This window comes from Flagellimonas sp. HMM57, from assembly GCF_021390175.1.
Lineage (GTDB): Bacteria > Bacteroidota > Bacteroidia > Flavobacteriales > Flavobacteriaceae > Flagellimonas.
In genome coordinates, this window is the sequence record NZ_CP090004.1 from 797,214 (window position 1) to 812,816 (window position 15,603).

Below are 15,603 nucleotides of genomic sequence, written 5' to 3' on the forward strand. Positions count from 1 at the left end.
GTGTTCAATATGGTATAAAACCAAAAAAAGGAACCGAATTCGGTTCCTTTTTAATATCGGGTTATTACTGTCACTAAAGCCCAAAAGTGGTCTTCACATCAGCAACTTTATCCAATTTCTCCCATGTAAAGAGTTCCACTTCTTTTTCTATTCTTCCATTATAAGGCGACTCAAAAATCTTGTTGACGGTTTTGGGCTCTTTTCCCATATGTCCGTAAGCAGCCGTTTCCAAATAGATAGGGTTTCTCAGTTTTAAACGCTCTTCTATAGCAAAAGGGCACATATCGAACAATTCTGATGCTTTTTTTGCTATTTCTCCATCAGATAAATCAACATTGGCTGTACCGTAAGTATCCACAAAAATTGATGTTGGCTCCACAACTCCAATAGCGTAGCTGACCTGAACCAAAATTTCATCTGCTACTCCTGCAGCCACTAAATTTTTAGCGGCATGCCGTGCTGCATATGCTGCGCTTCTATCAACTTTACTCGGATCTTTTCCGCTAAAAGCTCCACCGCCATGTGCTCCCTTTCCTCCATAAGTATCCACAATGATTTTGCGTCCCGTAAGACCTGTATCGCCGTGAGGACCACCAATTACAAATTTCCCCGTGGGGTTGATATGATAGGTAATGTTCTCCGTAAACAAATCCTGTATTTTTTTGGGCAACAAGCTTTTCACGATTGGGATTAGAACACCCACAATATCCTCCTTAATCTTTGCCAACATGTTTGCATCAGAGTCAAACTCATCATGCTGTGTGGAAACCACTATGGTATCAATACGTTGTGGCACGTTGTCGTCAGAGTATTCAATGGTGACTTGAGCTTTGGCATCTGGTCGTAAGTAATCGATTTTACTACCATCCTTCCGTAATTCTGCCAAAACCTGAAGAATTTTATGGGAAATATCCAATGCCAAGGGCATGTAGTTTTCTGTTTCCTTTGTGGCGTAACCAAACATCATTCCTTGGTCACCGGCCCCTTGTTCTTCCTTTGTTTCACGGTCCACCCCTTGGTTTATGTCTTGTGATTGTTCATGAATCAATGAGATAACCCCACAAGAATCACCACTAAATTGGTACTCCCCCTTGGTATAACCAATCTGATTGATTATCTCCCTTGCTATGTTCTGAACATCAAGATAGGTGTTGCTTTTTACTTCACCTGCCAAAACAACCTGACCGGTAGTTACCAAAGTCTCGCATGCAACTTTACTTTCTGGATCAAAGGCCAAAAAATTGTCTAGAAGCGCATCACTGATTTGATCCGAAACTTTATCTGGGTGTCCTTCACTTACCGATTCGGAAGTAAATAAATATGCCATTTTTTAAAAAATTATCGAAAGATTTGACGAAAAGCCCCAAAGAAGTTTACAAAATTCTTGCAACTGCTTTAGCATTTTTATCAGACCAAAATCATTATGGTCTTGAGGTTGCAATCAGTCAAATCCATCCTCGTTATTGGATGGCAAAAGTAAGGGAAAACCTAACAAACGCAAAACATTTTTCTTTTTGTTCAAAGCTCATATCGTACCTTGAGCAGGACATATCTAGGCTGCACAAAGTATGTAGATGTATTAAAATAAAAGTCGTTGAAGGAATCGCTATTGAGCTCCGTATTATTCGTCAAATTTGTTGCATTGATACTGAATTCCCATTTACTATCGGGCTTCCGGTACGATAAGCTGGCATTCATAAAACCGTATTTGTTCTCAACGGTCTCTGCTCTATCACGATAGAAGTAATAATCGTAATCTGCCAAAAAGATAAAGTTTTTTAAAAAAGCTGCGTCAAACTTGACAAAAGGCCTATCCGTAAAAAAGGTCGACTCGGTCTCTCCGGTCCTATAATTATTGGCACTGTATCGATACCCAAGTTCCACGTTCGGGGCACTCTTGAAACTAGTACCCAATGAAGCAGTATAACTTTGCGTGAACGAAGTGGAATTCTGTGGAGCTTCGTTTATGATATTAAAGGTATTGGAATAGGCCAACGATGTCCGTGCACTGATCTTTACACGACCAAAGGTGCGCTGAAAATTACCTGAACCACTCAACGTCTCATCCTCTAAATTTGAATTTATCGTAGTTCGCACCTGATTGATCCCAACAATAGAGGTGTTCGATTTGAAGGCATCAATACGTTTGCTATAGGCCACATTGGCAAAAATGTTCTGCAAGTTGAACATGTTAAAACTGAAAAAGTTCAACGAAACGTTATGGTACAGGGCACTTTCCAAATCGCGATTTCCCTGATACAGCGAATTATAATCATTAAAGACAAAACCTTTGGCAAAACTATTGATATCTGAAAAATTACGTCGCACGCTATAATTCAATCGCAAGCTTTCCGATTGCTTAAATTGGTAGTCAATAAAAACATCGGGCACCACATTGAACAACTCGTCCTTTATTGCTGTTCCCAGTTGTTCGTTCGTGGCTGTATAGGTATGGATATTAAAACCTGGGTTGAAGGTCCATTTGCCAGCTATCAACTTATAATGCAATCCGAAATAAAAATCGGAAAAATTGAAATTGACCCTGTTATTGAGTTCTGGTTCTTCAAAATCAAGTTCTGAACCATTATCCAAAATCTGAAAGATACGGGAATCAAAATTTTGGCTGCTTTGAGTGGTACCCAAAGTAAAATTCAGATTGCTTTTTGTACCAGTGACCCAAAAATAATCAAACTTAGCATCAAACCGATTGGCCAGCACCCGTTGTTCTTGGTCAATGTTAAACACGCCTTGGTTCTGGTCAAAAGGAACCACATCTTGAAAAGGTTGTATGGAACGAATAGCATTGTAGAAAGGATCATCATTGGAGTGCACATATTGAGCCTCGAAAGCAAAAATATGTTTTTCATTCAAAGTGAAATAGGTATTTGAGTTTTGGGTAATACTCAGTGGCCGCTGTTGCATATTTTCTGCAATGGCATCGGTCACATCGGAAACGGTCGTTAAACCAACCTGTTCTTCTTCATCTGATAATTTGATTACAACATCGTAATCCCATTGAAAATTAGATGTGGGATTGTAATTCGTGGCAAACTTGATAAGCCCTAATTTATTGGTCTGGTCAGAATTGGTCTGTGTCGCTTCTTCTTGGTTACTGGTGATAAAAGTTCGGGTCACATTGGTTTCCATCAAAGTATTCATGTAAGAATATATACCAAAACCGCTAAGGCGAAACTTTTCGGAAGGTTTATAACTAAAATTGACCGCCCCAAATTTCGTATCAATTTCTTTTGCCCTATTGTTCTGTAAAGTTGAAAGTCCCAAACTGTTAGAACCCGTATTAAAGGTAGTACCGTTATTGGCCCGTGTGGCCGTTCGCAATCCGCCCACAAAATTTCTAAAATCACGGGACGTGTAGGGCAGCTCACCGATATTGTTCAAATTGGTAAGAATATTTACACTATACTCCGGACTGTAATAAAACAATTTGGGGTGTGCAATATACCGTTCATCCAACCCGATGCCACCACTGACCTCACCAAACCAAAACTTCTTTTTACCTTCTTTTAATTTGATATTGAGAGCAATATTATCTTGATTGTTCGTAAGACCGCTCATCTGCGAAACTTCGCTATAATTTCTAAGTACCTCTACTTTATCCAATGCATTGGCTGGAATGTTATTCGCTGCCAATTTGGAATCTCCATCAAAAAAATCCTCTCCCTCTACCATAACCTTGGTTACGGTTTTACCTTCCACCTCTATTTCTCCATCATCATTTACCTCTACGCCAGGGAGCTTTTCCAAAACATCGGCCAGTTTCCTTTCTGTACCCGACACGAAGGAATCCGTATTGTAGACAATGGTATCTCCCTTTATGGTTATCGGAATTTCATAAACTACCTCCACCTCGTCCAACCTTTCTGCTTTTGGCATTAGGGTCACATTTTTTACCATATCGCTATTTGTGGTAGTGACAGCGATTTCTTTGGTTTCAAAACCGATATAACTAATTTTTAGTATATATTTTGAATTGGCCTTGACCTTAATTTTATAGAATCCCTGCGGATTTGTGATTCCGAACCCATCTAAAGCTTGATCAGCTTGGTTGATGGCAACCACATTGGCCACATCCAATACATTTTGCAAAGAGTCGCGAACTGTACCTGAAATTGAGATTTTCTGTGCTGTGGCCATTGTTACAAAGAATAAAAGCAACATCAAAATCTTTAGATGTAAATATTTCATTAACCCCTTATTCTAATCCTATCTCCACCACCTCTTCGGTTGCCGTTGCGAAATTGCTCTGACATTTCCTTCATTTTTTCCACCATTATTGCGTTGTATTCTTCTTGCGTTACGACTTTGCCTTTGGACGGTGCTTTGATTTCAATTTTCTCCTTAGGGTTCAATATGATTTTACTACATAAAATGGCTGTGCGCTCATCGTTCACTTCAAGAATTAATCCTGGCAGACCCCAATAATTTCCTGGACCTTGACTGATTGGGATTTCAGGGGTGTACCATGCCGTGACCGTTCTATCTTTGGGCGGGTTTGTTCTCGAAAGCAATGTTCCTGACTTGGTGCTATCCTGCTGCACACTGTCTCTAGGATTGGTCCCTCTATCTCCATTAGGTCTTGGCCCAAAAGGCCGAAAATTCCTGAAAGAAACTGAATCGGTTTTTTTGACTGCTGTCGCTTTATAGCATGTATAGTTCCCTATCTTCTTTGTTTCTGAACCTAGCTTCCATTCCCAACCTGTCAAACTATCTTTTATCAAGAATATTTTACCGAACATTTCTGTTTGGTTTATATAGGCTTGACCTTGTACATTCTTATATAGTTCACCAGCACCGGCCGCTCCAAAAGCAACTCGAAAACCACCCCGCCTACCTGTATTGGTAGATGGTGTCTCTAACTTTTCTTCTTGTATGTAGATGGAGGTGGTTCTGTCAAACGTAAGTTCGAAACTACGTTCCATGGCATTTTTCATACGTTCTCGAATACGCTGTTTTTGATCTTCTGGGATTTGACGGTTATCCAAATCCATGTCAACGGAAGTTTTACTCTGGTAGATGGCGATACCTTTAAAATCCTGAGCTAAAGCATATACAAAACAACTTAAAAAAAGAATTAGGGATATGATGGTTTTCTTCATTGGTATTCTTGATTTTGAAAGTTTGACCATGGTATTCACAATTGGTTTAAACAAATTTGAATAAACATCGTTAGAAATGAAGTTAACCAATGTTAACGTGTGTTAAGCGTGTTTTGACAACTTGGTCATAGTAGTTACTTTTAGAATGTGAAACAAGGCCGTTATACATTATTGCTCTATTTTATAAGCAGCACCATTTTTGTTACTATCGCCATTCAACTGTATTGGAATATACAGAACTACAAAGGCAATAAGCGACGTCTTACCAATGAGGTTCAAATAAGTCTTGACAATAGCGTAGAAATCTATTTTTCAGATTTGGCAAAAACGGACATCATCGCCTTTGCCAATAATCGTAGGGATTCGCTTAGCACCAAAAAAATATTGCATCATATGGCCAGCGATTCCGCTTTTAAGAAATTCAGAAGAAATACGTTTCATGTGCCCGATAGCGGTAAAGTTTGGACCCAAATTATGAACCCTGTCAATTCAAGGTTAAAACCCCAGCAAATCAAGGCCATGTCTGTTTTTAACAAGCTTAAGGAGGTGGACAGCACCATAGGACTTGCCAATTTAACCAGTAAAATCATTTTCGCAATAACAAAGGATACACTTGACTTTCAAAAGCTAGATACTTTGTTACAGGAAGAGTTGTCACGAAAAGGTATTGATATCAAATACAGCTTGCAACATATTGACCGTGATTCCATCATCAGAAGTTTTAAGGAAAAAGATTCAGAAAAACTTACGTTGACCACTATTTCAAAGTCAACCTATTTGCCAAGAAGGGAACAGCTGAAACTATCGTACTCCAATCCAACTATTACAATTTTAAAATACAGCCTAACGGGTATGCTTCTCTCATTTTTACTATCAATTTGTATTATAGGTTGCCTTTTTTATTTGCTCCACATCATTAAAAGACAAAAGGAACTTGCTGAGATAAAAAACGATTTGATCAATAATATTACCCATGAATTCAAAACCCCAATTGCAACGGCGAGCACTGCCATCGAAGCTATTAAAAATTTCAATCAGACCAACGATAAGGTAAAAACAGAAACATATTTGGATATCTCAGACCAACAGCTAAAGAAATTGAACCTCATGGTCGAAAAATTATTGGAGACCGCAACTTTGGACAATGACAAACTTTTGATCAATAAGGAATCCATTGACCTGGTCTTGATGACCAAAAGAATAGTGAATAAATATCAAATGGTCTCTCCTGAAAAACGTATCCATTTTACCAGTAATAAAAGTGAGGCCATTGTAGCGGTCGATGTATTCCATTTTGAGAATGTTCTGGCCAATCTTGTCGATAATGCCATAAAGTATGGTGGTTCCAAGATAGAAATCAATATTAACGTGATTTTCGATAAGGTTGAAATTAAAGTGGCCGATAATGGTGGTAAAATAGATGATAACCAAAAAGAAAAAATCTTTGATAAGTTCTATAGGATTCCCACAGGAAATCAACATGATATTAAAGGTTTTGGTATCGGATTGTTCTACACCAAGAAAATTGTAGAGAAGCACGGGGGGCAATTGGTTTTGCTGAACGATAAGAACCACACTATTTTTAAGATATTGTTATGGAACGACGCATAAGAATACTTCTAGCCGAAGACGAATTGGCACTGGGCCGCATTATAAAAGAAAGCTTGGAAACCAGAAACTTTGAAGTATTATATTGCAACGATGGGGAAACAGCATATCGTACCTATTGTACGGAAAGTCCAGAATTATTGGTTTTGGACGTCATGATGCCCAAAAAAGATGGGTTCACCCTTGCCAAGGAAATCAGAGCAAAAGACAGGGATACCCCCATTATCTTTCTAACGGCAAAATCACAGACAAAAGATGTGGTCGAAGGATTTGGATATGGCGGGAACGACTACCTAAAAAAACCATTCAGCATGGAAGAGTTAATCGTTCGAATACATGCGCTGCTTGATAGAGGTAATTTAACCAGCCCCGAGATTCCCATTAAAATAGGAGACTATTCTTTTAATCACAACAGACAAACATTGAGCATAGCTAACGAAAAGATACACCTTACCCATCGTGAGTCCGAACTCTTGCTCCATTTATCCAAAACTCGAAATAGCGTTTTAGACCGCTCACTCATTCTAAAAAAAATATGGGGCAACGATGATTTTTTTAATGCTCGCAGTATGGATGTTTTCATTACCAAGCTACGTAAAAAGCTACAAATGGACCCAACGGTTGAAATTGTCAATATAAGGGGATATGGTTATAAATTGATTTGCTAAATTACTTACTTTCATTTCAACCCATTTTTTTCTTCTAACTCGATATACTTTGTATATTGCAAGCTCCGACCATTTTAATAAATAGCTATAAAATACCAAATCATGCATATTGCAGTTGCAGGAAATATTGGAGCGGGTAAGACCACACTGACCACGCTACTTTCAAAACATTATAAATGGGATGCCCATTTTGAAGATGTAGTGGACAACCCCTATTTGGACGATTTTTATACCCAGATGGAGCGTTGGAGCTTTAACCTGCAAATCTACTTTTTGAATAGTAGGTACCGCCAAATCCTTAAAATCCGTGAGGGTGGCAAAAAAGTGATTCAAGATAGAACCATCTATGAGGATGCCCATATTTTTGCACCCAACCTGCATGCCATGGGGCTTATGACCAATCGTGATTTTGAAAATTACTCCAGCCTCTTTGATTTAATGGAAACTCTGGTGCAACCACCAGATTTATTGATTTATTTGCGTAGCTCCATTCCCAATTTAGTAAATCAAATCCATAAGCGTGGACGGGATTATGAAAACAGTATTTCCATCGATTATTTAAGTCGACTCAACGAACGTTATGAAGCTTGGGTAAATACCTATGAAAAGGGCAAACTCATAATTCTTGATGTAGATAACCTTAACTTTGTGGACAATCCCGAAGATTTGGGTTCCGTGATCAATAAAATTGATGCAGAAATACACGGCTTGTTTTGAATAGATTTCCGACCGCTTCGCTTTTAGGGCTAAACGATAAGACTTATCTAACTTGCAAAGAAGAATTCATAGTTCAAAAAAAAGATAAGAGCATCGAAAATTTCTCCTAACCGCCACTATTGATTACGAACTAAAGTCAAATATAAGTGCAAGTTCAAAAACAAAGCCTAAATCCAAGCTCAGAAGTGAGCGATCGACAATGAACTTATAACCAAACAGCCAACTTTTCATTTTTTTCCCTAAATGAAAAGGTGCGTTCACTCATTCTAACTTTTTAAGCACTTCATTTACGATTATTTTCATCTTGTAACTATAAAACAATTATGATGGAAGCAAAAAAGAATGAAAACCATAAAATAGAGAAAAATAGTATTCTGTATTTTTCTGTGGGATTAGTAGCTGTACTCTTACTGGCTTACTTAGCTTTAGAATGGAAAACATATTCAGTAAGCGAATGGGATACTACTGCCCAACTAAATCTGCAAGATGAACTTACAGAAGAGGCCCCCATAACTTTTCATAAATTACCGCCACCTCCACCCAAAATCCAGACTCCTCCTGTTATTGAAATTATTCCTGATGATCCGGATATTGATGATTCCCCAATTGCATCAACTGAGACAAACTATACCACAGAAATTATTCCTATAGATGATATACAAGTTGCTGAAGACGATACACCAGATGAGGTCTCATTTATTGTAATAGAAGACGTACCTATTTTTCCAGGGTGTGAAGATGCCGATGATAAGCGAGTTTGTTTTCAGGAAATGATGCAAAAACATATTCGAAAAAACTTTCGTTATCCTGAAGCTGCCCAAGAAATGGGGCTACAGGGGCGTGTAAATCTTGTGTTCACCATTCAAAAAGACGGAAGTATATCAGAGGTTAAAATGCGTGGGCCACATAAAGTATTGGAAACCGAAGCCGCTAGAATCATCTCAAAACTACCAAAGATGACTCCGGGCAAGCAAAGGGGTACACCAGTAAAAGTTCCCTTCGCCATACCCATAACCTTTAAATTACAGTAAACTACACCCAACGACCAAGATTATGGAGAAGTCAATATTATTTTACATTGTGAGCATTGTATTCTGCTCAACACTATTTGGACAAGATTGTTTGGACGTAAACTATAAGCTTAGGGGATACTTTTATGTGGGAACAAGTCAAATAGATTCAACTGCACTGGGTGGCTTTTATGAAGCTAAAAATATACCCAAGAAAATTGATTCAAAAATCGATACATTTTCTGAGAATAGGGCTTTTCAAATTATCGTGAAAGTTGATTCAATAATCGAATACGCTAAAAATGTTAGTGGTTTTAAAGTGTTTATCATAAATACATCAGACCACAAAGTTGAACTTCCTGCGCAAGACAGTAGAATTTATCTAAAACGCCAAGTCTTTCATGATGGTAAATGGCAAGATATCGAGTATTTGCCTAGTAGCTGGTGCGGTAATAGTTATCATAACGTCATTATAATGCCAAACGAATACTGGGACTTACAAGCTCCATGCTTAAAGGGAAAAACAACCGCCAAATTCAGGTTTAAGCTACAGGTTGATGATACGTTCAGTTCGTCATCGAGCAAGGATTCAAACGTTTATTCCAATGAATTTTTTGGTAGTTTCAATAAAAGTCAGCTAGAGAAAGAGCAGGGCCATACCCCATCAGGAATTATGGATCCTTACAACAATTAAAACAAAGGTTTGCTCATATAACAAAAAAACCACGCTTCTTAAGCGTGGTTTTTTGTTTTTGCACGTTAAAAGAAAAATCACTCGGACTTATATGTCTTAACAAGCTTTTCAACTTCTTCTTTAGTAGATCCAACAAATTCCTTCACTTCTTCTTTTGCTTCACCAGCAACATGATAGGTTGATGTAACTACAGCTTTGTAGGCCCCATCTGCAGTATTGCTCATTTCAACTCGGAACTGTTTTTCTACTTGTTTGGTTTCTTTCATTACATCTTCGGTTATTGAAATCTTTGCACCGTCTTCCTTTATCATACTTATTTCATCTGAAGGAGAGAGACTTACCAAACTTGGCGCAATAACCAACGCAACAACCGACATCAATTTCAATAGAATATTCAAAGATGGTCCTGAAGTATCTTTAAATGGATCTCCAACCGTATCACCTACAACCGCAGCTTTATGCGCATCCGTTCCTTTACGTCCATCACTTTCAATCGTCTTTTTAGCATTGTCCCATGCACCACCGGCATTGGATTGGAAAATAGCCATTAAAACTCCACATGTGGTTACGCCCGCAAGCAATCCTCCCAACATTTCGGCACCCCCAATAAATCCAACAGCAACTGGTACCGCAATTGCTAAAAGACCGGGCAACACCATTTCTTTAATGGAAGCCTGTGTAGAGATTGCCACACATTTATCATATTCCGCCACGCCATCTGCAGCATCGAAAGTAGCTCTTTGCGCTTCTGTTGCTTTGGACATATCTGAATCAACAGCTCGCATTACTTCCAATGCAGCTTTCAATTGAGGGATATCCCTAAACTGACGACGAACTTCTTCGATCATGGCCATAGCCGCACGACCTACTGCATTCATTGACAAAGCAGAGAATACAAATGGCAACATACCTCCAATTAATAAACCAGCCATTACCTTTGGTTTGGAGACATCTATTCCTGTAACATTTGCTGTTTGCATAAAGGCTGCAAACAAGGCCAATGCGGTTAAAGCAGCAGAAGCGATTGCAAATCCTTTTCCAATGGCTGCAGTTGTATTACCAACGGCATCCAATTTATCGGTACGTTCACGAACTTCAGGTTCCAATTCAGCCATTTCTGCAATACCACCAGCATTATCGGAGATAGGTCCATAGGCATCTACTGCCAATTGAATACCCGTATTTGCCAACATTCCTACGGCCGCGATAGCTATACCATATAATCCAGCAAAATGGTGCGATATCAAGATTGCAGCAGCAATCAATAGTATTGGGAACATTGTGGACATCATCCCTACACCCAAACCTGAAATGATATTGGTAGCTGCTCCTGTTTCTGACTGACGCACTATTGAATTGACCGGTTTCGTACCAGTACCTGTATAATATTCCGTAACCTTACCAACAGCTAGCCCTGCAACCAAGCCAGCAATCACTGCGATAAAAACACCCAACGAACCATATTCCACTCCACCGAACGTCCAGCTCTCTGGCAACATATTTGTTATGATGAAATAACAGGCAATCAGCATTAATCCAGCAGATCCAAATTCACCAATATTTAATGCTGTTTGTGGGTTTCCTCCATCTTTCACTTTTACGAAAAAAGTACCTATAATAGACATGATAATACCAACTGCTGCCAATACCAAAGGCAAGTAAACTGCACCCAATCCATCAAAAGAACTTTGAAAAGCTGGAATTTTCGTAAATGCGGCACCTAATACCATGGTACCAATTATAGAACCCACATAAGATTCAAAAAGGTCAGCGCCCATACCGGCAACATCACCAACATTATCACCAACATTATCCGCGATGGTCGCAGGGTTTAAAGGGTGGTCTTCGGGGATACCCGCTTCTACTTTACCTACCAAGTCAGCACCAACATCTGCAGCTTTGGTATAAATACCACCACCAACACGGGCAAAAAGCGCAATGGAAGAAGCTCCTAATGAGAATCCTGAAAGTACATTCAATACTTCACCAAGTTCCCATCCTTGCCCACTATACAACATAAATAGTCCACTAAGACCAAGAACACCAAGACCAACAACGCCTAGCCCCATTACAGCGCCACCGGCAAAAGCAACTTCAAGCGCTTTACCCAACGAAGTCCTTGCTGCATTTGTTGTACGGACATTAGCTTTTGTCGCGACTTTCATACCTATGAATCCTGCTAATGCAGAACAGATAGCACCCACAACAAATGATAGTGCTACCATACCATTGGACCCTTCTTCATTGCTACCTTTAAAGAATAGAAGTATAGCAACGGCAATTACGAAGATGCTTAATATTTTATACTCTGCTTTGAGGAAAGACATTGCCCCATCGGCGATATTTTTGGCAATTCTTGCCATTTTAGCATCGCCTACTTCTTGTTTGGACACCCACCCACTTTTGATGAAAACGTATAGGAGGGCCAAAACACCAAATACGGGCAAAAACTTTACTATTAATTCCATAGTTGTTTAGTTAATTTTTTTAGTTGTTTATGTTTTTTTAGTGCCAGCAAAAGTAGTAAAATACCGACTAATAAAAAAAATGCGCTTTTGAATATCAAAAGCGCATTTTTCTAACACGAACATTAGTTATATTGTAAAGGTTCGCTTCTTCTTATGTTCACTTTCTTCGTATCTCTTAACACATTGATGGTAAATTTCTATCGCCTCCTTTGCATCTCCCCATCCACCGGTATCAACCTTTTTTTCTTCCAAGTCTTTGTATACTTGAAAAAAGTGTTCAATTTCCTTTAATCGATGCGGATTTATATCGCTAATGTCATTTCTCTTGCTCCAAATAGGGTCTGAAATAGGAACACAGATAATTTTCTCATCAGGTCCTTTTTCGTCGGTCATATGAAAAACCCCGACAGGTTTTACCTCCATCACCACCATGGGATAGGTTGGCTCCGTGCCCAATACCAAAACATCGAGCGGATCTTGGTCCAACGCCAAGGATTCTGGAATAAAACCATAATCTCCCGGATACATCATCGAGGAAAAAAGGGTTCTATCGAATCTAATTTTATTCAGGGTAAAATCGTATTCATACTTATTCCTACTTCCTTTTGGGATTTCTATAAGGACATCGAAAGTAACTTCTTCTTTTTTAGACATTTCAAAATTTTTATTTTGCAAAAGTAACGAGTATGTAGGGAATAGGATAAAGAAATTGCTCCCTAAGCATTAATTAAAAATTAAATCCGAAGGTGCCGGTAACACCAAACGGACGTGCGTTTGGATTATCAAGATAATTTCCCCTAAAGTTGAAGTCCAACCTGAATATCTTGAAGATATTGCCTATTCCAAAGGAATATTCCCAATAGATTTGGTCATCTGGCGCAATCAAAGGAACGTTGGTAGGGGAATTTAGCGCTATATTTTCATCTGATAATTGCCCCCATGCTCCTCTAAGCCCAACGATCTCCCTTAAATTCAACTTTCGTAAGAAAGGTATTCTTGAAAAAAGACGACCATTGAAGTTATGCTCCAAATGCACCGTTGCATAGGTATCCGTAACAAATTCATAAAAATCAAGGTTCGGGAATGTATTGTACAACGAGAAGAGCGTTTGGTTTCCTGGCACCACACTTAATAAACTCAATGGTACTTCTCCAAAGGTCTTTCCGAGCTCTACACTACTGGTCAATCTACCAAAACCTCCTATTTGCCATGGCTGTCTGTACGAAAACTGGATACGTTCATAATCAAAATCACTCTCCAAGAATCCATCTATACCTTTGGTGTAATTAAAAATTATGGTACTGTAGTCATCATTGATTTCATTGCGTTCCACACCATAGCCGATGGTCCTTTTACCAGGAGTGTAGATAAATGTTGTATTAATGTCAAACTGTTTTACTTCTGAAGAAATTCCGTTTGGAGCATTTGGGTCTATATAGTCCAGATTAAAGGCTTGTGGCAATGCAGAACTCAATGTCCTGAATGAACCTCCGACCCTAACCCTGAAATTTGTAGCAGGCTCCATTTCAAAATTTAAGGTAGAAAGATTAATGTTGGTAAGGCGGTCATTGGCCCCTACGGTAACCAAAGCAGAGGAGGCTATGCTTCTGCCCAAAACATCATTTGTACTGGTCAAGCTTATCCCTAATTGCTCTATATCCCTTCGATTACCGCCGGATAGAATCAATCTGGTCTTTCTATCCAAAAGGAACTTGGCCGAAAATCCGTGCTTCGCCTTTTTATCCTTGAATCCATAGGCCATATAGCCTTCAAGCCGCCATGTATCGTTTTGTCCAAAATAGGTTCTTGCACCAAGTCTAGTTCGTATACCTTCGGCATCATTAAAACCAAACACACTGTAAATATTACCTATATCAATGTTCCATTTATCAATTTCGATATAACCCGAGCCCAAAATGCTTACAATGTCGTAATATGTTCTAAATTTTGGAACGGTTTTTAGTGTATCGAGCATCTTGAATATTCCAGACTCATCGTCATTAAGCCGTTCCAAGCGTGCATTTTTCCAAAATGTACTATCCCTTGTAAATACCCTAGGATCATACGGATCAGATTTTGCTTTGTAGAATTCTTCCGGATGCGTGGTGTTGAATTGATAGTTGTCGTAGACTGTAGTACGTTTGCCATATACACCACGAGATTCTTCTTTTTTGGAGAAACTAAAATCACTTAGCATATAATCTCGCTTCAGCAAAAAGACCGAATCGTTAACAACGTCAAAGTCTTGTTCTATGTAAATTTCCTTTACCCAGTTTATGTTAGCGCTCTTGGTTACCTGAAGGTTGATTTTTTTAACGGCATAGGTAGTATCACTTACCCAAAAATCCCCTTTGAATGTCAATTCATTTTTTCGCCTTGGATAGTAGATAATGTTATAACACCACTTGTTATCAATAAAAGTACTATCCGAAAGCACATAGTTATAGGTATCCACACCTGTTTTTGACAATGGACTGGTGAAACTCTTGTCGAAAAACTTCAGGTAATTATCGTAGATATCATAATCAGAGTACAAATCTTCAACAAAAGCAGTGACCGATTGATTCCCACTAAAACCAGCATTCTTATTGCCCAGAACATCTTCCTTTTCTTGTTTTATAATATTGTCGCCATAAACCCTGGAGAAGCTCTCGTTCAAAAAAATAGGCAAGTAGGTCTTGCCCGTTATTCTAGAGGTGTCCAAATCCTGAAACACAAATTCCAATCCTTTGAAGAGTTTGCTTTTTATCAATGCACTATCGATCGTATTTAGGTCAAATTCCAGCTTTTCATATTTATCATATTGATATTGTTTGAATTGACGCACTCCATTCTGTCGCTTCTTTGCCCAAATTTTCTTTAAGATATCGATAGCAGGATTATTCTTTTTAGACTGTTTTCCAGTATACACTACAACCTCTGCCAATTGCTCAGTAGATTCCCGTAACGTAATTTCCATGTTGTAGCTTACCTTTTGTTGTAAGGCGATCTCTTCATTTTCATATCCGATAAAAGACACCAAAAGCGTATCATACGTTTCATCTGATTCGAGATAAAAACGACCATTATCATTGGTAATGGTTCCTTCGGAGGAATTTTTAAAGATAATGTTGGCGAAAGCAATTGGCGCCCCCGATTCGTCTTTTACGATACCACCAACTTTGGTTTGGGAGAAAACTGAACAAAATGTTAGGAAAAGAAAAATTTGGAGGAATCTATTCATCTTTAGGTATGTGGAACATGCAAAAACCCTGTAAAGGATTTTTAAAATTTATCGATTTGGTTTTAAAGTAATTTTTTTATCAAATACCGTTCCTTAAA

General features: G+C 38.7%; 11 protein-coding genes. 5 read left to right on the forward strand and 6 right to left on the reverse strand.

The genetic code is table 11. The features are described from left to right. Positions 1-73: 73 nt before the first annotated feature. The 3 genes from metK to LV716_RS03535 all read right to left on the reverse strand — a co-directional run bounded on the left by metK (position 74) and on the right by LV716_RS03535 (position 5,117). A complete protein-coding gene (gene metK, locus LV716_RS03525) occupies positions 74-1,327 on the reverse strand; it encodes a methionine adenosyltransferase (RefSeq protein WP_163416410.1) in 1,254 nt (417 codons plus the stop codon). A 191-nt stretch (positions 1,328-1,518) separates the two neighbouring features. Next, complete coding sequence (locus LV716_RS03530) at positions 1,519-4,206, reverse strand: outer membrane beta-barrel protein (protein WP_163416411.1); 2,688 nt, start codon at positions 4,204-4,206, stop codon at positions 1,519-1,521. After that, positions 4,206-5,117 (reverse strand): GLPGLI family protein, encoded by a 912-nt coding sequence (locus LV716_RS03535; RefSeq protein WP_163416412.1) that lies wholly within the window; start codon positions 5,115-5,117, stop codon positions 4,206-4,208. Before LV716_RS03535 ends, LV716_RS03530 begins: the two co-directional genes overlap by 1 nt. Positions 5,118-5,264: 147 nt before the next feature. Between LV716_RS03535 and LV716_RS03540 the strand changes: the two genes are divergently transcribed. The 5 genes from LV716_RS03540 (at position 5,265) to LV716_RS03560 (ending at position 9,814) form a co-directional block, all read left to right on the forward strand. Next, on the forward strand, positions 5,265-6,728 hold the full coding sequence (locus tag LV716_RS03540) for a sensor histidine kinase KdpD (protein ID WP_163416413.1): 1,464 nt from the start codon (positions 5,265-5,267) through the stop codon (positions 6,726-6,728). Then, positions 6,713-7,393: a response regulator transcription factor gene (locus tag LV716_RS03545; RefSeq protein WP_163416414.1), complete on the forward strand. Its 681-nt coding sequence runs from the start codon at positions 6,713-6,715 to the stop codon at positions 7,391-7,393. Before LV716_RS03540 ends, LV716_RS03545 begins: the two co-directional genes overlap by 16 nt. A 102-nt stretch (positions 7,394-7,495) precedes the next feature. Beyond that, positions 7,496-8,110 (forward strand): deoxynucleoside kinase, encoded by a 615-nt coding sequence (locus LV716_RS03550; protein ID WP_163416415.1) that lies wholly within the window; start codon positions 7,496-7,498, stop codon positions 8,108-8,110. A gap of 323 nt (positions 8,111-8,433) precedes the next feature. Further along, complete coding sequence (locus LV716_RS03555; RefSeq protein ID WP_317167626.1) at positions 8,434-9,141, forward strand: energy transducer TonB; 708 nt, start codon at positions 8,434-8,436, stop codon at positions 9,139-9,141. Between the two features lie 22 nt (positions 9,142-9,163). Beyond that, the gene (locus LV716_RS03560; RefSeq protein ID WP_163416416.1) at positions 9,164-9,814 is read left to right on the forward strand and encodes a hypothetical protein; all 651 of its coding nucleotides are present in this window, start codon (positions 9,164-9,166) and stop codon (positions 9,812-9,814) included. A 77-nt stretch (positions 9,815-9,891) separates the two neighbouring features. Here the strand turns inward: LV716_RS03560 and LV716_RS03565 are convergent, their stop codons facing one another. From LV716_RS03565 to LV716_RS03575, 3 genes are all read right to left on the reverse strand, one after another. Continuing rightward, positions 9,892-12,282: a sodium-translocating pyrophosphatase gene (locus LV716_RS03565; RefSeq protein ID WP_163416417.1), complete on the reverse strand. Its 2,391-nt coding sequence runs from the start codon at positions 12,280-12,282 to the stop codon at positions 9,892-9,894. A gap of 126 nt (positions 12,283-12,408) precedes the next feature. Next, a complete protein-coding gene (locus LV716_RS03570; RefSeq protein WP_163416418.1) occupies positions 12,409-12,936 on the reverse strand; it encodes an inorganic diphosphatase in 528 nt (175 codons plus the stop codon). Between the two features lie 73 nt (positions 12,937-13,009). Continuing rightward, positions 13,010-15,505, reverse strand: a complete 2,496-nt coding sequence (locus tag LV716_RS03575; RefSeq protein ID WP_163416419.1) for a DUF5686 and carboxypeptidase-like regulatory domain-containing protein — start codon at positions 15,503-15,505, stop codon at positions 13,010-13,012. Positions 15,506-15,603 lie beyond the last annotated feature (98 nt).